Origin of the sequence: Phenylobacterium sp., from assembly GCF_036495085.1 — a bacterium.
Lineage (GTDB): Bacteria > Pseudomonadota > Alphaproteobacteria > Caulobacterales > Caulobacteraceae > Phenylobacterium.
Genome location: NZ_DASXNL010000004.1, coordinates 20812 through 40570, shown reverse-complemented (window position 1 = coordinate 40570; position 19759 = coordinate 20812). Strand labels below are relative to the sequence as shown.

Annotated in this window: 19 protein-coding genes; 9 read left to right on the top strand and 10 right to left on the bottom strand. The window is 66.3% G+C overall.

Features of this window, described 5'->3' with window-relative positions; genetic code table 11:
* Positions 1-9: 9 nt before the first annotated feature.
* From VGI62_RS00495 to VGI62_RS00485, 3 genes are all read right to left on the bottom strand, one after another.
* Complete coding sequence (locus VGI62_RS00495; protein WP_331502418.1) at positions 10-870, bottom strand: SDR family oxidoreductase; 861 nt, start codon at positions 868-870, stop codon at positions 10-12.
* A gap of 3 nt (positions 871-873) precedes the next feature.
* Positions 874-2082 (bottom strand): NAD-dependent epimerase/dehydratase family protein, encoded by a 1209-nt coding sequence (locus tag VGI62_RS00490; RefSeq protein WP_331502417.1) that lies wholly within the window; start codon positions 2080-2082, stop codon positions 874-876.
* A 129-nt stretch (positions 2083-2211) separates the two neighbouring features.
* Complete coding sequence (locus tag VGI62_RS00485) at positions 2212-3081, bottom strand: UTP--glucose-1-phosphate uridylyltransferase (RefSeq protein ID WP_331502416.1); 870 nt, start codon at positions 3079-3081, stop codon at positions 2212-2214.
* Positions 3082-3282: 201 nt separating this feature from the next.
* On the opposite strand from VGI62_RS00485, the gene VGI62_RS00480 reads away from it, so the two are divergent.
* Entirely contained in the window at positions 3283-3582 is a 300-nt protein-coding gene (locus VGI62_RS00480; RefSeq protein ID WP_331502415.1) for a hypothetical protein, read from the top strand.
* Between the two features lie 103 nt (positions 3583-3685).
* On the opposite strand, the gene glmS is transcribed toward VGI62_RS00480, so the two are convergent.
* Positions 3686-5503, bottom strand: coding sequence for a glutamine--fructose-6-phosphate transaminase (isomerizing) (gene glmS / locus VGI62_RS00475; protein WP_331502414.1), 1818 nt, complete (start codon positions 5501-5503; stop codon positions 3686-3688).
* 120 nt (positions 5504-5623) lie between these two features.
* On the opposite strand from glmS, the gene glmM reads away from it, so the two are divergent.
* A complete protein-coding gene (glmM, locus tag VGI62_RS00470) occupies positions 5624-6976 on the top strand; it encodes a phosphoglucosamine mutase (protein WP_331502413.1) in 1353 nt (450 codons plus the stop codon).
* 487 nt (positions 6977-7463) lie between these two features.
* Here the strand turns inward: glmM and VGI62_RS00465 are convergent, their stop codons facing one another.
* Positions 7464-8774, bottom strand: a complete 1311-nt coding sequence (locus VGI62_RS00465) for a UDP-glucose/GDP-mannose dehydrogenase family protein (RefSeq protein ID WP_331502412.1) — start codon at positions 8772-8774, stop codon at positions 7464-7466.
* Between the two features lie 234 nt (positions 8775-9008).
* Between VGI62_RS00465 and VGI62_RS00460 the strand changes: the two genes are divergently transcribed.
* Positions 9009-9986, top strand: a complete 978-nt coding sequence (locus tag VGI62_RS00460) for a UDP-glucuronic acid decarboxylase family protein (protein ID WP_331502411.1) — start codon at positions 9009-9011, stop codon at positions 9984-9986.
* A 4-nt stretch (positions 9987-9990) separates the two neighbouring features.
* On the opposite strand, the gene VGI62_RS00455 is transcribed toward VGI62_RS00460, so the two are convergent.
* The 4 genes from VGI62_RS00455 to VGI62_RS00440 all read right to left on the bottom strand — a co-directional run bounded on the left by VGI62_RS00455 (position 9991) and on the right by VGI62_RS00440 (position 13763).
* Positions 9991-10920, bottom strand: a complete 930-nt coding sequence (locus VGI62_RS00455) for a glycosyltransferase (protein ID WP_331502410.1) — start codon at positions 10918-10920, stop codon at positions 9991-9993.
* 36 nt (positions 10921-10956) lie between these two features.
* A complete protein-coding gene (locus VGI62_RS00450) occupies positions 10957-12459 on the bottom strand; it encodes a phosphomannomutase/phosphoglucomutase (protein WP_331502409.1) in 1503 nt (500 codons plus the stop codon).
* Between the two features lie 79 nt (positions 12460-12538).
* Positions 12539-13504, bottom strand: coding sequence for a KpsF/GutQ family sugar-phosphate isomerase (locus VGI62_RS00445; protein ID WP_331502408.1), 966 nt, complete (start codon positions 13502-13504; stop codon positions 12539-12541).
* A 13-nt stretch (positions 13505-13517) separates the two neighbouring features.
* On the bottom strand, positions 13518-13763 hold the full coding sequence (locus VGI62_RS00440) for a hypothetical protein (RefSeq protein ID WP_331502407.1): 246 nt from the start codon (positions 13761-13763) through the stop codon (positions 13518-13520).
* Between the two features lie 141 nt (positions 13764-13904).
* On the opposite strand from VGI62_RS00440, the gene gpmA reads away from it, so the two are divergent.
* From gpmA to VGI62_RS00420, 4 genes are all read left to right on the top strand, one after another.
* Positions 13905-14618 carry a 2,3-diphosphoglycerate-dependent phosphoglycerate mutase gene (gpmA, locus tag VGI62_RS00435; RefSeq protein WP_331502406.1) on the top strand — a complete coding sequence of 238 codons (714 nt, stop codon included), beginning with the start codon at positions 13905-13907 and terminating at the stop codon, positions 14616-14618.
* A 312-nt stretch (positions 14619-14930) separates the two neighbouring features.
* Positions 14931-15875, top strand: a complete 945-nt coding sequence (locus VGI62_RS00430; RefSeq protein WP_331502405.1) for a hypothetical protein — start codon at positions 14931-14933, stop codon at positions 15873-15875.
* 98 nt (positions 15876-15973) lie between these two features.
* Positions 15974-16432 carry a bifunctional diaminohydroxyphosphoribosylaminopyrimidine deaminase/5-amino-6-(5-phosphoribosylamino)uracil reductase RibD gene (locus tag VGI62_RS00425; protein ID WP_331502404.1) on the top strand — a complete coding sequence of 153 codons (459 nt, stop codon included), beginning with the start codon at positions 15974-15976 and terminating at the stop codon, positions 16430-16432.
* 72 nt (positions 16433-16504) lie between these two features.
* A complete protein-coding gene (locus tag VGI62_RS00420) occupies positions 16505-17761 on the top strand; it encodes a pentapeptide repeat-containing protein (protein WP_331502403.1) in 1257 nt (418 codons plus the stop codon).
* A 75-nt stretch (positions 17762-17836) separates the two neighbouring features.
* On the opposite strand, the gene VGI62_RS00415 is transcribed toward VGI62_RS00420, so the two are convergent.
* The gene (locus VGI62_RS00415; RefSeq protein ID WP_331502402.1) at positions 17837-18289 is read right to left on the bottom strand and encodes an Hsp20 family protein; all 453 of its coding nucleotides are present in this window, start codon (positions 18287-18289) and stop codon (positions 17837-17839) included.
* Between the two features lie 232 nt (positions 18290-18521).
* Between VGI62_RS00415 and VGI62_RS00410 the strand changes: the two genes are divergently transcribed.
* Positions 18522-19388: a methyltransferase gene (locus VGI62_RS00410; protein ID WP_331502401.1), complete on the top strand. Its 867-nt coding sequence runs from the start codon at positions 18522-18524 to the stop codon at positions 19386-19388.
* A gap of 57 nt (positions 19389-19445) precedes the next feature.
* Complete coding sequence (locus VGI62_RS00405; RefSeq protein WP_331502400.1) at positions 19446-19754, top strand: SCP2 sterol-binding domain-containing protein; 309 nt, start codon at positions 19446-19448, stop codon at positions 19752-19754.
* Positions 19755-19759: the final 5 nt, after the last annotated feature.

Genomic DNA, 19759 nt, shown 5'->3' with positions numbered 1-19759 from the left:
CCTGCGGCGCTATCCGCCGGCCGCCAGAATCGCGGCCAGCCCTTCGCGATAGGTCGGAAAAGCGGGCCGCCAGCCGAGTTCGGCCTTGGCGAGCGCATTGGAGACCCGCTTGTTCTCGCCATAGAAGCGCAGAGCCGCGGGTGACATCTGGGCCTGCGCAAACGGGACTTCGGGGGGTGGCGGCAGTCCCAACAATCCGGCGGCGTAGGCTATGACGTCGCTGTTCGGAGCCGGCTCGTCGTCGCAGAGGTTGTAGACAGCCGCGGCCCTTGGCCGGCCTATCGAGGCTTCCAGGCCGGCGGCCAGGTCGTCAACGTGGATCCGGGAAAACACCTGGCCGGGACTGACGATGCGGCGCGTCTCGCCGGCCCTCAATCGATCGAATGCCGAGCGGCCTGGGCCATAGATGCCGGGCAGGCGAAAGGTGGCCACGGTGAGCCCCATGCCGCGCCCGATCTCCGACCAGTCGCGTTCGGCGCCGACCCTGCGAGCGCCCTCGACGGATCGGGCGGAGAGGCGGCTGGATTCGAACACCCAACCTCCGTGGCGGTCGCCGTAGACGCCTGTCGTCGAGAGATAGCCGATCCAGTCCGGAAAGGCGCCAGCCCGGGCCAGCGCGGGAACAAGCGCCTGCAAGCCGGGACAACCGTCGGCATCTGGCGGTGCGGTGACAAGAACGGCCTGGGTCCTGGCCAGCGCATCGGCAAGGTGGCGCCGGTCGCCGGCCGCGACCGCCGTTACGCCGTCGGCGGCCAGTCGCTGCGCATCGGCGGTATCGCGCACGCTCGCAGCGACCGTCCAGCCTTTGGCCGTCATCCGGAGGGCTAACGCCCGGCCCGCATAGCCATAACCGAAGACAAACAACTGCAACCGCTATTCCGCCGCCTGGGTGGTTTGCGCCGCCCCGGCCGCTGCCGCGCGCTCGGCGTTCCAGCAGGAGATGCTGGGGATCTTCGACAGGTCCGCGCGGTGCGCGTAGCGGCGGGCGACCTCGGCGATCTCCAACAGCAGCCCGTCCTCGAGCCTGATCGGCCTCAAGCCCAGCCCCAGGAGCCGCCCATTGTCGACCATGAGATCATTCTCTTCAGCCTCCACGCGGGGATTGGGCAGGTGGGTGAGCTCCGCGCCGGTGAGTCCGGCCACCATCTGGGCGAGATCGCGAACCCGCCAGCATTCGGTCATCTGATTCATCACCTTCACGCGCTCGCCGCGCTGTGGCGCATCGGCGAGCGCCAGCTCCACGCAGCGCACCGTGTCCTGGATGTTGATGAATGCCCGCGTCTGGCCGCCTGCGCCGTGGACGGTGAGCGGATAGCCGACAGCCGCCTGCATCAGGAAACGGTTCAACACCGTGCCGTAGTCACCGTCATAGTCGAAGCGGTTAATCAACCGCGGATCTGCCCGGGTCTCGAGGGTCTGAGCCCCCCAGACGATCCCCTGGTGGAGGTCGGTGATGCGCAGGCCGTCGTTGCGGGCATAGAACTGAAAGGCCAACGCGTCCTGGGTCTTGGTGAGATGGTAAATGGAGCCCGGCGAGGCGGGGTAGAGGATTTCCCGTGTCGCCCAGCCCTCTGCGGTCTCGACACGCACGGTGAGATAACCTTCGGGCACCGAAACGCCCGCCGAGCCGTAGCCGTAGACGCCCATGGTGCCCAGATGCGCCAGGTGAATATCGAGCCCGCTCTCGACGATCGCAGCCAGGACGTCGTGCGTGGCGCAGACGTTGTTACTGACGGTGTAGCGCTTGTGCCGGGCCGATTTCATCGAATAGGGCGCAGCCCGCTGCTCGGCGAAGTGGACGATCGCTGCTGGCCGGAAGTCCTTGAGGAGCGCCAGCAGCGCGTCGAAGTCCTGGCCGACGGTGAAGTCATGCGCCGGTATGTCCCGGCCGGATATCTCCCGCCACGCCGCAAGGCGGGTCTCGAGCGTGGCTATCGGCGTCAGCGACCCCGCGCCCAACTCATCATCTATGTGTCGGCGCGAGCCGTTATCGACGATGGCGACCTCGTGGCCGCGAGCCGACAGGTGAAGGGACGTCGGCCAGCCGCAGAAGCCGTCGCCGCCCAGGATAAGTACGCGCATGCCCCGCTCCGGTTCGAGGCCCCCCTTCCGCAACGGCTAACGCACAAGGGGGGCGCTTCGCGACTCGAATCTGCGGCAGCCTGTCGTGCCCTGGGTCGACGCTCCCGGCGAGGGGCCGCCAGCGATCTCCTAGAGCAACGCCTTGATCGCCGCGCGGGCCTCTTCGGCCAGGTCGGGGCGGCGAAGGGCGAAGGCGACGTTGGCGCGCAACAGCCCGATCTTGTCGCCGCAGTCATATGTGGTCCCTTCATACTCCAGGGCATGGAACGGCTGGCGCTTCATCAGGCCGACCATGGCGTCGGTGAGCTGAATCTCGCCGCCGGCGCCGCGCTCCTGGGTCTCCAGGATGTTGAAGATTTCCGGCTGTAGGACGTAGCGGCCGGAGATGAACAGGTTTGAAGGCTCGGTTCCCAGCGGCGGCTTTTCGACCATCCCGGTCATGCGGTTGAGCCGGCCGTCCTGACCCTCCAGCGCGACGATGCCGTACTTGTTGGTCTCGCCCGCCGGCGCCGGCTCTACGACCACGATATTGCCGCCGACCTGCTCGTAGGCCTCGACCGTCTGGGCCAGCGCCGAGCGTTGGGTCGCCATCAGCATGTCCGGCAGCATTACCGCGAAGGGCTCGTCGCCGATCACGTCGCGGGCGCACCACACGGCGTGGCCGAGCCCGAGAGGCGCCATCTGGCGGATAAAGCTCATCTCACCCGGCGTAGGCAAGTCGCGGCGGACATCGGCGAGGATCTCGGTTTTGCCCTTGGCTTCCAGCGCCGCCTCGATCTCCGGGCTCGTATCGAAGTAGTCCTCGATCGCGCCTTGGCCGCGTCCGACGATGAACACGAAGTGCTCGATGCCGGCCGCGCGGCCTTCTTCGACGATGTAGGACAGGATCGGTCTGTCGACCACGTTCAGCAGGTTCTTCGGGGTGGTTTTGGCGCCTGGCAGGACCCTCGTGCCCATGCCCGCCACCGGCAGCACCGCTTTGCGTACCCGCTTGCCCATCGAGATCCTCCCGAACATCGCGCGAGACGGGACCCCGGCCCAAGCGCCCCGCCCCAAGCCGCACTAGATGAGGTGGCGCTTGAAATCCATGGTCTGCGGTCCGGAAAAAGTGGTTCGAAAGAATGATCACGATTTCGGGAACTCACGAACCCGTGTAAGAGTCATCCTTTGTCGGGGGATAGTCCTCCAGGGGAGCAATCCATGAAACTGCGTATCATCACCACGGTCGCTGCAGCTGCGGCCCTGGCTCTGAGCCTGTCCGCCTGCCAGAAGAAGGCCGACGACACCGCCACCACGACCACGACCACGGCGACTGATTCGACCGCTCCCGCGGCGACCACGCCGCCGGCGGCCGACGCCTCGGCGACCACGACCACCACGACTCCGCCGGCTGACGCTTCGGCGCCTGCCGCCTCGACCACGACCACCACGACCCCGCCGGCGGCCACCCCGCCCGCGACCGGCTCGATGTCGTCGACCACGACCACGACCAAGAAGTAGGTTTTAGGCCCTCTGGGTCTGGACTAGGCGCGGCCGCCCCCTCAGGGGGCGGCCGTTTCCTTTTGTGGCCGCCGCGCCCGCGGGTTGTCGCCTTGTCCCCGGGCTACTCGACCGTCACCGACTTGGCCAGATTGCGTGGCTGATCGACGTCGGCGCCCTTCTGCACGGCGACGTAGTAGGCCAGGAGCTGGATCGGCGGAGCGTAGACCAGGGGGGCCAGCAGAGGGTCGCAGGTCGGGCCGACGATCACCCGAGCTCCCGCAGGCGCGTGGCGCGCCCCCTCCGCGTCGGTGATCAGCACGATGGGGCCGCCGCGTGCGGCGACCTCGCTCATGTTTGAGATCGTCTTTTCGAACAGCGGATCGGTGGGGGCGATGACGATCACCGGCGTCGCCTCGTCGATCAGGGCGATTGGCCCATGCTTGAGCTCTCCGGCGGCGTAGCCCTCGGCGTGGATGTAGCTGATCTCCTTGAGCTTCAGCGCGCCTTCCAGGGCCAGTGGGAACATCTGGCCGCGGCCGAGATAGAGGATGTCGCGGGCTTTCGCGAGGTCGGGAGCCAGCGCGCGGATCTCCTCCTCCAGATGGGACGCCTCGGCGATCAGGCGTGGCGCCTCCAGGAGGAGCTTCGAGATCTCGACCTCCTTCTGGGCGCTGATCTTGCCGCGCGCCGCCGCGGCGGCGACGGCCAGCGCGATCAGTGCGGCGACCTGGCTGGTGAAGGCCTTGGTGGACGCGACGCCGATTTCCGGGCCTGCATGGGTCGGGAACAGGACATCGGCCTCGCGGGCCATTGTCGACTCGTGGACGTTCACCACCGCAGCGGTCGTCAGTCCCTGGCTCTTGCACCAGCGTAGCGCCGCCAGTGTATCGGCCGTCTCGCCTGACTGGGACACCGCGATGGCCAAGGTGCCCGGGGTCATAGCCGGCTGGCGGTAGCGGAATTCGGAGGCTACCTCCACATCGCAAGGCAGGCCCGCCAGGCTCTCAAACAGGTAGCGGGCGATGGCGCCGGCGTAGCTCGCCGTGCCGCAGGCGACGATCTGGATGCGGGATACCGCGGCCAGGTCCACGCCGCCCGGCGCGGTCACCTTTCCGGTGGTCGGGTCGATGTAGGCCGAGAGGGTGTGCTGGCAGGCGTCCGGCTGCTCATGGATCTCCTTTTCCATGAAGTGCCGGTAGTTCCCCTTCTCAACCAGGGCCGCGGAGGCGGAGATCGTGCGGACCTCACGTTCGGCCCTGTGGCCGTGCTCATCGAAGATCTGAGCCTGGTTGTGGTCGATGGCGACGTAGTCGCCCTCTTCCAGGTAGGCGACCCGGTTGGTGAAGGGCCCGACGGCCAGGGCGTCCGAGCCGATGAACATTTCGCCCTGCCCATAGCCGACCACCAGCGGGCTGCCGCGACGAGCGCCCAGGATCAGACCGTCTTCGCCGTCGATCAGCACGCCGATGGCGTAGGCGCCGGTCAGCTGGTCGAGCGCGGACTTCAGGGCCTCGACGACGGGCTTGCCGCCCGACAGCTCGAAGTCGATCAGCGAGGCGATGACCTCGGTGTCCGTGTCGCTTTCGAATTTACGGCCCTTGGACTTCAGCATCTCGCGCAGCTCGGCGTAGTTCTCGATGATGCCGTTGTGCACCAGGGTCACGCGGCCGGCCTGCTGTGGGTGGGCGTTGCGGGTCGTGGGGGCCCCGTGGGTCGCCCAGCGGGTGTGGCCGATGCCGACCGTGGCGGTGAGCGGGGTTTCGGCCAGAACCTCCTCCAGCGCGCGGATCTTGCCGGCCGCGCGTCGGCGCTCGACGCGGCCATCCATGACCCCCGCCACCCCGGCGCTGTCGTAGCCGCGGTATTCCAGGCGCTTGAGGCTGTCGACGAGACGTTCCTCGACGGAGCGTGTCCCGACGATACCGATAATGCCGCACATGGGGTTTGGCGTCCTTTTGTGATAGTGCGTCGCGGGTCGAACCAGATCAGGGTGCGGCTTTAGCATTCGCCAATCGCACGTCGACTAAATCTCAGTTTCGGATCGTTTCGAGAGCTGCCGATGTCCAAGCGCGCCTATTTTGGAACCGATGGCATTCGTGGGCAGGCCAATCGCTTCCCCATGACTGCTGAAGTGGCCCTGCGGGTCGGCATGGCGGCCGGCAAGCTGTTCATGTCGAAGGACGACCGCCGCCACCTGGTGGTGATCGGAAAGGACACGCGGCTTTCCGGCTACATGATCGAGCCGGCCCTGGTGGCAGGCTTCACCAGCGTGGGCATGGATGTGCGGCTGTTCGGTCCGCTGCCCACTCCCGGCGTGGCCATGATGACCAGGTCGCTGCGGGCGGATCTCGGGGTGATGATCTCCGCCTCGCACAACGCCTTTCTGGACAACGGGATCAAGCTGTTCGGCCCCGACGGCTACAAGCTCTCCGATGAGCGGGAGTTGGAGATCGAGGCTCTGATGGATCAAGGCCTCCAGGAGAACCTGGCCGCGCCGACGAACCTTGGTCGGGTGCAGCGCATCGACGATTGCCAGGCTCGCTACGTCGAGATCGCCAAGGCGACCTTCCCTCGTCGGCTGAACCTTTCGGGCATGCGGATCGTCATCGATTGCGCCAACGGCGCGGCCTACAAGGTCGCCCCCGAGGCGCTCTATGAACTCGGCGCCGAGGTAATCCCGGTTGGCGTGACGCCCAATGGGTTCAACATCAACGAGGAGGTTGGCTCCACCTCGCCAGGCGCCATGCAGAAGCTGGTCAAGGACTACCGCGCGGACATCGGAATCGCCCTGGATGGGGACGCCGACCGGCTGGTGATTTGCGATGAGAAGGGCCAGATCGTCGACGGCGACCAGATCATGGCGTTGATCGCCGGACACTGGGCCGGGCGCGGCCGCCTCAACGGGGGCGGGGTGGTCGCCACGGTGATGTCCAACCTGGGCCTTGAGCGCTTCCTGAACGCGCGCGAACTCAAGCTCGAACGCACGGCCGTCGGCGACCGCGCCGTGATGGCCCGCATGCGCGAGGGCGGCTTCAATCTCGGCGGCGAGCAGTCGGGCCACATCATCCTCTCCGACTTCTCCACCACCGGCGACGGCCTCCTGGCCGCCCTGCAGGTGCTGGCGGTGCTTAAGGAGAGTGACGTGCCGATGAGCGCGCTCGCCCGTCAGTTCGAGCCTGTGCCGCAAAAATTGGAGAACGTCCGCTTCGGGGCCGGCAAGCCGCTGGAGGACGCTGAGGTGAAGGGTGTCATCGCTCAGGCCGAGCAGCGCCTCAACGGCTCGGGACGTATTCTGGTCCGCGCGTCGGGGACCGAGCCGCTGATCCGGATCATGGCTGAGGGCGACGACGAAAAGCTGGTGTCCCAGGTGGTCAAGGAGATCGCCGGCGCGGTGAAGAAGGCCGCCGCCTAGCGACGAGCGGGGTCTGCAAAGCCGCGGCCCCTGCTGCAATCACGCTGATTGAAACGTCGTCTCGGCGAACAGTTTGTGCTGCGCGGTTCAACGCCCTCCATCACCAGGAGATCGGGCGACTCCACGCCATCACAAAATTGCGCCCCGACGGGGCGAGTGCGCGGGCGTGCAGCATCCCTACCCAAACCTTGAGCATCGAGCGTCACGGCAACCCTACCCAAACGCTAAACATTATGACAATCTCGTAACCTCTGCGCCGCTCGACCGGTATCAGAGGTAGAAAAAAAGAGCTTGGGAGGCACTATGGTACGTCACCTCACGTTTGGGGGCGCCACACGGCCTGTGGGGCGAGGCGTCAGTTCGCTCGCCTGTCTGGCCTTTGTCATACTCCTCGGAATAGCGTTCTGGGCGGGCGCGGTGTGGATCGCGCAGTTCCTGCTCCGGATCGGCGCGTCAGGCGTCTGAAATCGCAGCCGCGGGAGGCGGTTCAAACGGCCGGGCGGCCCACGCTGGTGTAGGCGAAACCGCGGGCGCGCATATCGTCCGGCTTATAAATGTTGCGCAGATCGACCAGCACCGGCGTCTTCATCAGCAGCTTGATCCGATCGAGATCCAGCGCCCGGAACTGGTCCCATTCCGTGATGATGACCAGCACATCAGCGCCCTCCGCCGCATCGTAGGGGCTGTCCTTGAAATCCACGCCGCGAAGCAGCTGGCGCGCCTCGTGACCACCTTCTGGATCGAAGGCCTGGACGTGGGCCCCTTGCGCCTGCAGGGCGGGCACGATGTCGAGCGCAGGCGCGTCCCTCATATCGTCCGTGTTCGGTTTGAAGGTCAGGCCGAGGATGCCGACCGTCTTACCCTTGAGCTCGCCGTTCGCCGCAACGCCGATCTTGCCGGCCATGGCCTTCTTGCGTTCGCCATTGACCTTGACGGTGGTCTCGATCAGCTCGACCGGCGCGCCGGCGTCGCGGGCGGTCCGGACGAGTGCGATCGTGTCTTTCGGGAAGCAGGATCCGCCGTAACCAGGGCCGGCGTTCAGGAACTTTGACCCGATGCGGTTGTCCAGCCCGATGCCGCGCGCCACCTGCTGGACGTCGGCGCCCACCGCCTCGCACAGGTCGGCCATCTCGTTGATGTAGGTGATCTTCAGCGCCAGGAAGGCGTTGGCCGCATACTTGATCAGCTCGCTTGTGCGGCGATTGGTGAACAGGATCGGCGTCTCGTTCAGATAGAGCGGCCTGTAGAGTTCGCGCATCACCGCCTGGGCGCGGGGCTCCTGGGTTCCGACGACCACGCGGTCCGGGCGCTTAAAGTCCTCGATGGCCGCGCCCTCGCGCAGGAATTCCGGATTGGATACGATGGCCACGTCGGCGTCCGGACGGACCCGCTTGAAGATCGCCTCGATCTCGTCACCGGTGCCCACGGGGACGGTCGACTTGGTCACCACCACGGTGAACCCATCCACCAAGCCCGCGATCTCCTCTGCCGCGGCGTAGACGTAGCTGAGGTCCGCATAGCCATCGCCGCGCCGCGAGGGCGTGCCGACCCCGATGAACACCGCATCGGCCCCGCGCACCGCCTCGGTGGCGTCGGTGGAGAAGAACAGACGTCCGGCCTTGACGTTCTGAGCGACCAGGAGGTCGAGCCCCGGCTCGTAGATCGGGATGCCGCCGCCCTGCAGTCGCTCGATCTTCGCGGCATCCTTGTCGATGCAGGTCACGGTGTGTCCGAAGTCGGCGAAGCAGGCGCCGCTCACGAGGCCCACATAGCCAGTCCCGATCATCGCCACATGCATGAAGACAACTCCGTTGGGGGCCCCGGTGGCGCTTTCAGCACGCCACCGCTTTCGGCGCTAGCTTCCCGCTAGGATTTCGTGCGTAGGCTAGCTTTGCGGCGCCGATGGTTTCGTTTTGCTATCCGCCGCCGGCCTTGGGATATAGGGGCCGAGGTGGGCGGTAGCTCCTGGCGCTTAGTGCTGGAACACGAAGTCGCTATGGCCCGTGGTCAATTCTGAGGCGGGTCTTCAACCATGCATCTTGAACGTCGCGTGCTGATCTCAGGTGGGGCAGGCTTCCTTGGCTCGCATCTATCGGAACGACTGTTGTCCCAGGGCTGCCAGGTGCTTTGCGTCGACAATTTTTTCACCGGGACCCGCCGGAACATCGAGCATCTGATCGGCGAGAAGAATTTCGAGCTCCTGAGGCACGACATCTGCCAACCGTTGTTCGTTGAGGTCGACGAGATCTACAATCTGGCCTGTCCCGCCTCGCCGATCCACTACCAGCGCGACCCGGTCAAGACGACCAAGACCAGCATACTCGGCGCGCTTAACATGCTGGGTCTCGCCAAACGTGTTGGCGCGAAGATCTTCCAGGCGTCGACCAGTGAGGTTTATGGCGACCCAAGCGTCCATCCCCAGCCCGAGGAATACTGGGGCAACGTGAACCCCATCGGCCCGCGCTCCTGCTACGACGAGGGCAAGCGTTGCGCCGAAACGCTGTTTTTCGACTACCGCCGCCAGCACAATCTGGAGATCAAGGTCGGTCGGATCTTCAACACCTACGGCCCACGCACCCATCCCAACGACGGTCGCGTGGTTTCCAGCTTCATCGTCCAGGCCCTGACCAATCGGCCGATCACCATTTTCGGGGAGGGCCGCCAGACCCGCTCATTCTGCTACGTCAGCGACTTGATCGAGGCCTTCGTGGGCATGATGGCGACGCCTCGGGAAGTCGCAGGCCCCGTTAACCTGGGAAATCCCGCGGAATTCACCATCGCCGAGTTGGCCACGCAGATTATCGAGCTGACCAATTCGCGATCCGAAATCATCAATCTGCCGCTCCCGCAGGATGATCCGCAGCAGCGTCGCCCGGACATCTCCAAGGCCAAGAAACTCCTCGATTGGGAGCCTAAAGTCGGGCTGACCGAGGGCCTCACCAAGACGATCGAATACTTCGAGGGCATGATCGCCGAGGGCCTGGTCCAGCGGGTGCACGCGCCGACCTGAGAGACTAGGCGGCGGCCTTCCTCTGCTCGCGCCACAGCCGAAGCCGGTAGTAGCGCGCCATGAAGCCCGGATCCGGTTGGCGGTTGATCACCAGTCGCAGGAACTGCGTCAGGCACCGGACGCCCAACCCCGGCAAAACCTTGAGCAGCATTATCAGCGAGGGCGGGCCGGCGGCTGGATCGCGCTCGCGATCGACGATCACCTGCGATGCAGCCATCCGCCGTGCGGTGGACAGGAAGGCCTCGAACGACAGACGGTCCGAACCGAAGTGATGTTCGACTGCGACGTCGGGCAGGAACAGCTTGCTGTAACCCGCCCGCTCGAGCGCCCAACCCAGAGCGGTGTCTTCAAAGAAGCCGGCGGCGCCTGGCCCCAGCCGTGGGTCGCAGGGCCCCGCGACGTCGAAAGCCAGACGGCTGCAGGCCATGTTGGCGCCGACCAGGCCCTCAGGCGGCCAGGCTGGATTGTCCACCGCCGCGACCCAATAGCGAAGGACGCCCTTCAACCACGCCTTATCGAGATGCGGCGCGATCCTAATCCCGCCCTGCACCGCGTCCGCCGCGCCGGACAGGATCGGACGGCACATGTTCTCGATCCAGTCGGCGGATACGTGGACGTCGTCGTCGGTCATCAGCAGGACCTTGCTGTTGCAGGTCGCGACGCCGGTGTTGAGGGCATGGCTCTTGCCGCCGTGTGGCTCGAACACGTAGCGGACCTGCATGTTCGGCATATGCGCCTGCGAGACCACCTGCTTGGTGTCGTCGCTTGACCCGTTATCCACGATCAGGAGTTCGACCTGCCAATCGGCCGGGACCCGCGCGCGGGCCAGGTGCTCGAAGAAATCCCGCAGCGCCGCGCCGCGGTTCTTGGAGCAGACGATGATCGATACGTCCAATTCAGGCACCGCCGTCGCTTCGGATTGGCTCTCAGTCATGGTTCATCCGGATCGTGCTGGCTATCCGGGTTTTCCTTATATTTCCTGATTATAGGCTCCGACCTCCGGGCGCTTCGCCAGGCGCGGCTTGACTTCCTCGCGGAAGAGCGCCCGCATGTCGTCTTCGCTTCGTGTGCTTTCCACGACCACGACGATCTCGGGTTTGTTGGAGGATGCGCGCACCAGCACCCAGGAGCCGTCGTCCAGCGCCACACGCACGCCGTTGACAGTGATCAGGTCGGCGATCTTGCGCCCCAGGATCTTGCCGCCGGCATCGCGCAGGGCGGTGTATTCGGCGACAACCTGGTCCACCAGGCCGTACTTAACCTCGTCGGCGACATGCGGGCTCATAGTCAGCGAAGTATAGGCGACAGGCAGGGCTTTTTTGAGGTCCGAAAGCTTCTTGCCTGGATTGCGGTCCAGCATCGACAGGACCGCGGCAGCCGCCACGATGCCATCGTCATAACCGCGGCCGATCGGCGGGTTAAAGAAGAAGTGGCCTGATTTTTCGAAACCCGCCAGGGCGCCCAGCTCGGCGGTCTTGCGCTTGATGTAGGAGTGGCCGGTCTTCCAGTAGACCGTCTTGGCGCCGTTCTTCTTGAGCACCGGGTCCGTGGCGAAGAGCCCCGTGGATTTCACGTCAACCACGAAGGTGGCGTCCTTGTGCAGTTCCGAGAGGTCGCGGGCCAGCATCAGGCCGATCTTGTCGGCGAAGATCTCCTCGCCTTCGTCGTCGACCACTCCGCAGCGGTCCCCGTCGCCGTCGAAGCCCAACGCCAGGTCGGCGCCATGTTTGCGCACCGCCTCCGCCATCGCGTGCAGCATCACACTGTCTTCCGGGTTTGGATTGTATTTGGGGAAGGTCCAATCGAGCTCGCAATCCATCTCGACGACCTCAGCGACGCCCATTTTGCGCAGAGCGTGCGGCGCGAAGGCGCCGGCCGTACCGTTGCCGCACGCGCAGACAACTTTCAGCGGCCGCGAGAGGCTGGCGCGCGAAGCCGCATCGGCGATGTAGCGCTGGGCCACCGCGCCCACATGAGCCACCGAACCGTTGGGGCGCTGCTTCCAGGTCCCGGTGAGCACAATCTCCTTCAGCCGGCCCATTTCGTCGGGGCCGAAGGTCAGCGGCCGCTGGGCGCCCATCTTCACCCCCGTCCAGCCATTCTCGTTGTGGCTGGCGGTAACCATCGCCACACAAGGCGCCTCGAGATCGAACTGGGCGAAATAGGCCATGGGCGAGGTGGCCAGCCCGATGTCGATCACCTCGCATCCGGCCGCCACCAGGCCGATCGTCAGCGCCTGCTTGATCGACAGCGAATAGGATCGGTAGTCGTGGCCGACGACGATCCGATTCTGGCCAAGCTCGTGGATATAGGTCCCAAGCCCCAGGCCCAGGGCCTGTATGCCGAGCAGGTTGATTTCCGGCCCGAACAGCCAGCGCGCGTCATACTCCCGAAAGCCCGTGGCCTTCACCAAGGGCTCGTTCTCGAAGTCGTAGGTGTTGGAGATCAGGTCAGCGCGGGGAACGGGAAGCATCGGAACTCCGTGACGGTCGCACGTGCGGGAAGCGTGGGATAGCTTACCTTAAAGGCCCTGCAGGAGTGTGTACGGCGCGCTACATTACCCCAGCGCGCAACAGGTCGTGGATGTGCAGAATGCCCACCGGCCTTGCGGCGTCGACCACGAACAGCACGGTCACCGCGGGGGGCGGGTCGCTCATCAGCGCCAGGGCTTCGGAGGCCAGCATGCCCGGCGGCACGGTCTTCTTCGGGCCTGCGGTCATCACCTCACCTGCGGTATGGGACATCAGGCCTTCGATGTGACGGCGCAGGTCTCCGTCGGTGATCGCCCCGGTCAGCTGCCCGTCGCGGCCCGTCACCCCGACGATTCCCCAGCGCTTCTCGGTCATCACCAGGAGCGCATCCTTCATCGGCGTTTCGAGGGTCACCAGGGGCAGTTCGTTCGCGCCGTGCATCAGGTCGCCGACCGTTCGCAGCATGGCGCCGAGCTTGCCGCCCGGGTGGAAGACCCGGAAGTCCTGCGGCCGGAACCCGCGCCGTTCCAGGAGCGCGACGGCGAGCGCGTCACCCAGCGCCAGTTGCAGGGTCGTCGAAGTGGTCGGCGCGTTCAGCTCGTCGGCGGCCTCGGGCGCGTCGGGGATCGCCAGCACGATGTCGGCTGCGCGGCCGAGCGCGCTGCCCGGCGCGACGGTGATAGCGATGAGCGGTATTTTGAACCGCGTCGCATAGGCAATGACGTCGGCGAGCTCGCGCGTCTCACCGGTCTTGGACAGCGCCAGGATGACGTCGTCTGCGCCGATCATGCCCAGGTCGCCGTGGCTGGCTTCCGTGGCGTGGACGAACATGGCGACCGAGCCGGTGGAGGCGAGCGTCGCGGCGATCTTGCGCGCCACGTGGCCGGACTTGCCGATACCAGTCAGGACGATGCGGCCTTTCGCATCGAACAGAGTCTCGACCGCGCGCGCGAAGGATTCGTCGAGCCCCGCGGCCAACAGGCCCAGGCCTTCGGCTTCGGCGGCCAGAACCCGGCGGCCGACCGTGATTGCGTCGAAACCGCTCATCGCCCCAAATTCCTCATTGTTCGGGTGCGAGAGCCTGGGACTGCAGGGCGCGGACCTGGTCACGGGTCTGGGAGACGTGAAGCTCGGCGGCCGCCGCTTCGGCCTTCATGGCCGCTTGCATGGCGGGGGTCCGCTGGACGGGGATCGAGCCGAACGGCGCGGGCGAACGGTCACCCAGCCCCTGCGGCCAGACCATCGCCAGGGCGATTGCGGCGCCGGCGAGTAGCGTCAGCATCGGTAGGTAGAGGCGATCGAGCATGCCGTTCTATAGCTGCTCGCCCGCGCCGGACCAAACCCGTTGCGGCCCTGCGCGCGACCTAGGCGGCTCGTGCATGCTTGACGGAAGTCGCGCTCGCCCCTAGCGCCTCATCACCGCACCGCTGCCAAAGAGACCTGAGCCTTGCCGACCCTGATCCTGCTGCGCCACGGCCAGAGCCAATGGAACCTCGAGGACCGCTTCACCGGCTGGGTGGACGTGGACCTCACCGCAGAGGGGGAAGCCCAGGCCAAAAAGGGCGGCGAGCTGATTGCAGCTGCAGGGCTTTCGCTCGACCGCTGCTACACCTCGGTCCTCACGCGCGCGATCCGCACGTCATGGTTGGCGCTGGCCGCTGCGGGCCAGGCCTTCGTACCGGAGGTGAAGGACTGGCGGCTCAATGAGCGCCACTACGGCGGCCTAACCGGGCTCAACAAGACCGAAACCGCAGCCAAGCACGGCCAAGAGCAGGTCAAGGTCTGGCGGCGCTCCTACGATGTGCCGCCGCCGCCGCTGCCGGCGGGCGGAGAGTTCGACTTTGCCAACGACCGCCGCTACGCCGGCGCCGTCCTGCCGGCCACCGAGAGCCTGAAGACCACGCTCGAGCGTGTTCAGCCCTACTGGGAAGCCGAAATTGTTCCGAACCTGCGGGCCGGCGAAACCCTGCTGATCGCGGCGCACGGCAATTCCCTGCGCGCCATTGTCAAGCTGCTCTTCGAGCTGGACGGGGGCGCCATCGTGGGCGTCGAAATCCCCACCGGCAACCCGCTGCTCGTCGAACTCGACGTGACCCTGAAACCAACAGCCGCCCGCTATTTGGACCAGGCCCGAGCGCAACCGCTGCCAGCCCTGCCGTAGAGCGACTTTCTCCCGGAAGGTGAGAAAGGCAATTCCTGAGTTTTACTTGATTATTCAAGGTATTGTGTCGCCGCTTCGGCGACGGCGCTCGCCCTAACGCTCTCCCAGATTCTGCCGGCTCACAACACGGCGTGCGCCCCAACGCCGCGCGACGCCAGGCTTAGGCGTGGAGCCCGAAAACGGCCTCCGGAATATCCGAAAAAGCGTGTGGGAGGCAGCCGCTCGCGAAGCCCCGGGGTGACTCCGCGACCATTGTCGGTAACACTGTTCGGTAACCGGGATTTGGGGGGCCGCTGGGGCTGGGAAACCGCGATGAGGATCGAACTGGCCGCGAGTCTGTTTCTATGGGCTGCCTGCATCGCGGGGTCGGTTGAGGCTCAGCCGCGCGCCGGAGCCGGCCCAGTCCGGGCGAAGCCCAGCATCGAAGGCGACTGGCGGGTGAACTTCATCCTGCCGATGGAGGCGACGCCGGCGACCCCGCAGCTGGTGGTGTCCGAGGAGGAAGCCAAGGCGGTCGCCGCCGCTGCCGGCGCGGCTCTGTCGGATGAGTTCGCCAAGACGCTCGATCCGGAGCTGCCGATGCTGGTGCCGCTGTCCGACGGGCTGGCCATCGTCCGGGGCCAGCGGCGCACCCGCGTGGTCGTCCAGCCGGCTGACGGCAAGCTGCCCTACACCGCGGCCGCGCGGAAGGAGCTCGATACGCCGCCTCCCGACGGCTTGGCTGACAACCCCGAACAACGCCCCAACGCCGAGCGCTGCCTGGTCGGTCAGGGCCAGCCGCCGCTGTCGTCGTTCGCGCTGGACAGCCAGATCCAGATATTGGTGACCCGCGATTACGTCGTCATCCACGTCGAGTATGGCGACGACGTCCGCATCGTGCCCCTGAACAGGGCGCACGCGCCAAGGGTGAGCTGGTCACGGCTTGGCGACTCCATCGGCCACTGGGAGGGCAAGACCTTGGTCGTTGAGACGGTGGGCCAGCCCGACGCCGACCGCATCCATCTTGCGCCGACACTGATTGTGCCGGGCGAGGCGAGGGTGATCGAGCGGCTGACGCCGATCTCCGAGCGCGAGTTGCTCTACCAGTTCACCATCGTCGATCCTAAGACCTACACAGGCCCTTGGCTCGCTGAGTTCTCCTGGTTCCGCACTGACAAGCCGATGTACGAGCACGCGTGCCATGAGGGGAACTACAGCCTCCCCAACATCCTCGCCGGCGCGCGCTACGCCGAGAGCGTCCGCCGAGGGGGTCGATAGCTAACATTGGCTCACCGCCCGAGCGCGGACCTCCTTTATGCCGGGCCTTCTGGCGCTAATCCGTGGTCCCAGTAGGAAAGAAGGGGCATGTTCCGCTTATGGAAAGGCAGAAAGACAAGGCCTGGATGCGACGGGCGATCGAGCTCGCTGGGCGCAATGTCGGCCTGACCGGCGACAATCCTTCGGTCGGGTGCGTGATCGTCAAGCGTGGCGTGGTGGTCGGCGAGGCCGCGACGGCGCCGGGCGGGCGCCCGCACGCCGAGGAGCAAGCGATCGACCAAGCGGGCGCTGCGGCAAAGGATGCCAGCGTCTATGTCACGCTCGAGCCCTGCGGCGAACGCACGGGGGGGAGCCCATCGTGCGGTGAGCGGCTGGCCTTGGCCGGCGTCAGCCGGGTCTTTGCGGCTTGCGCCGATCCCTCGTCTTTCGCGGCGGGACGCGGGGTCGAGCGCCTGCGGGCGGCCGGCATAGCCGTAGACTTCGGGTTGCAACGCGAAGAGGCTGAGCTGCTCTACCTCGACTACCGGCCTCATGACCGTTCGCCGGCTGGGCGCTAACCATCTGGAAATGGGCCGTTAATCACCCTGACCTAGAATTGGGTAACCATGCCGCCCGTCTCGTCAGGATCGATGCCCGAAGCCACCCCCATAATCCGTCGCATCAACCAGGCGGAGGTTGACCGCATCTGTGCGCGGCACGATCGGCTGTGGAGCTCGAAGCCCGGCGGGGCGCGGGCCGTCTTCGCCTGGATCGACCTCTCCGGCCTGGACCTTTCCGGCCGCAACCTCTGCGACGCGGATTTCAGCGGGGCGGTCCTGGCCGGCTGCCGCATGACCCGGGCGCGGCTTGATCATGCGACCCTTTTCGGCGCCGATCTGCAGGACGCGGACATGCGCGAGGCGTCCTTGCGACGCGCCGACCTGCGCGGCGCCTGCCTTCGCAACGCCGACCTGACCGGCGCCGACCTCTTCGAAGCAGACTTGCGCGAAGGTGTTCTCGCAGCGGCCGATCCCAAGTTCGGCTTCCGGCGCCTCGAAGCCGGCGGCGGCGCGCGGATCGGCGACGCTCAGGGCGCCAAGCTCGTGGGCGCCAATCTCGAACGCTCCAAGCTCTCCGGCGTCATCGCCGTGAAGGCCGATTTTACGGATGCAATGCTGAAGGACGCCCGCCTGGTGCGCGCCAACCTCAAGCAGGCGAGCATGCAGGGCGCCAATCTCTCCGGCGCCGACCTATCGGGCGCGGACCTGGACGGGGCGGACCTGCGCAATGCGATCCTCGTGGGCGCCAAGACGCAGTCCTGGAACGTCACCAACGCCAACCTGGCCGGCGCTCTCACCGACAAGGCGGCCGGGATCGCCGCCACCAGCATGCCCTACAAGACCATGATCCAAGATCACGCCCGTTGGTGTGAGACCGACGGGCGTCATGGAACGCCCTCGGTATTCGACGGCGCTGACCTGCGCGCGCTGGAGACGGTGCGCGGCTACAATCTGACCGCGCTCTCAGGCAAGGGCGCGGTGTTCTATGGTCTCGATATGGAAGGGGTGCAGCTGCAAGGCGCCCACCTGGAGGGCGCGGACCTGCGCAACTGCAATCTGCGGCGGGCCGACCTGCGCGGCGCCAAGCTGGCCGACGCCAAGCTGTCGGGCTCCGACCTGCGCGAGGCGCAGATGGGCCCGCTGCTTCTGGGCGCCGACCGCGTCCTGGCCTGTGACCTGCGCCGCGCCGAGCTGAAGAACGCCGACCTGAGCGGCGCGGACCTTCGCCAGGCGATCTTCCTCGACGCAGACGTATCGAGGGCGAACTTTACCGGCGCCCTGCTTCGCCAGGCCAATCTCACCGGGGTTTCTCGCCACGGCGCCCGCGGCCTGGAAGACGTCATCTAGCGGGCCAAAGGGCGACACGGGATCGCCCGCGCCGCCCCTCTGGTTGACTTCGTTCTCCCGCGTCGCGGGAGGGCGTTAGGCCGCCTTTTCGGCTTCGATCAGGCTTGGTTGGCCGACGCCGATCTCAACGCGGCGGGGTTTCAGCGCTTCCGGCAGTTCACGCTTCAGCGCGATCGAGAGGAGGCCGTCGGCGAGGTTTGCCTCGGTCACCACCACGTAGTCGGCGAGCTGGAACCTGCGCTCGAAATTGCGCTCTGCGAGGCCGCGGTGCAGGAAGCGGCGCGGCTCGTCGTTGGCGGCCTTGCGGCCGGTCACGGTGAGCAGGTTTTCCTTGACCTCGATGTTCAGCTCTTCCGGGCGGAAGCCAGCCACCGCGATCTCGACGCGGTAGGCGTTCTCGTCGGTGCGCTCGATATTATAGGGCGGATAGCCGGCCGCGCCGTCGGCGGCGGCGGAATCGAGCAGGTCGGCCAAGCGGTCAAAGCCGACGACTGAACGGTAAAGGGGGGAGAAATCGATCGTACGCATGCGGTCACATCCTTCTTTCAAAGCAAGGTTGCGGTTTCTGTTCGAGCGTCCTTGCGAGCCATCAGGCCTCGCGAGCCGCCCAGAAGGCCCGGACATCCAGCGCCTTCGCGCCATGAGTTAGGCGGCCGATTTCCACGTTCAAGGGCTTGTGGCGCAGCGACCCGCGCTTTGACCCGCGGAGCCGGTCGCGGTACGTCGAGGTCGGGTCGGGCCGGGGGCGAGGGTGAGGTCTATGGCGAACCCGTACGTCTCCATGTCCCGGCGCGGTGCTCTCTTGGGTGCGGTGGCGCTGGGCGCCTGCAGCGGCAATACCGGCGGTTCCGCCTCGCCCACGACCCTCCACGCGGCGGTGGCCGGCGACTGGCGCCAGCCCGCCGATCGGGCGCGCGATGCCTGGCGTCATCCGGAGGCGTCGCTGGCGTTCTGGGGCGTGAGGCCGGGCCAGACGGTGATCGAGTTCTGGCCCGGCGCGGGCTGGTATACCGATATCCTCGCCCCGTTCCTGGCGGCGACTGGCGGGCGGCTCTACGCCGCCGATCTCGAGCCATCCGACGCCGACGCGCGCGCGATGATCGAGGCCTACCGGCGAAAGCTGGCGGAAAAGCCTAAGCTCTACGGCAAGGTCGAGATCACCGCCTTTGGTCCGAACAGCGGGCCCGTGGCGCCCGCGGGGTCCGCTGACGTCGTGCTCTTCCTGCGCAATCTGCACAATTGGATGGCGGCAGGGCTGGCGGAGAAAGCCTTCAGCGACGCCTATGCCGCGCTCAAGCCAGGCGGGGTACTGGGGGTCGAGGAGCATCGCGCCGACCCCGCCGCAACGCCCGACGTGACGGCGGCCAACGGCTATGTGCCGCAGGACTATGTGATCCAGCTTGCCAAGGAGGCAGGCTTCACACTCGCCGGCGCCAGCGAAATCAACGCCAACCCGAAGGACACCAAGGACCACCCCTTCGGGGTCTGGACATTGCCGCCGGTCCGCCGTTCGTCGCCACGGGGCCAGCCTGACGATCCGCACTTCGACCACGCCAAGTACGACTTGATCGGTGAGAGCGACCGCATGACGTTGAAGTTCGTCAAGCCGGAGGCGCCGCGCGCCTGACGGTTTACTTCCCACACGTCAGAAGCGAAGCTCGGTTCGGGCTGGGAGGTTTAGAGAATGGCGACGCTGGAGGAATTGACGAGTCGGATCCGCGTCGCGACGGCGTCTGACTCCGGCCTCGGAACATCCATCAAACTCGACCTCAAGGGCCAGGGCGTCATCCACATCGACGGGGCGATGGTCACGAACGAAGACCTGCCGGCCGATCTGGTTGTTACGGTGGGGCTGAACGACCTGGCGGCCCTGGGCAAGGGGCAGCTCGACCCGACGCGAGCGATGATGACGGGCCGCCTTCGGCTTTCGAACATGGCGCTCGCCATGCAACTCCAGCAGAAGATTCAACTCCTGTTTTCCAGGGCGGCCTAGGTTCA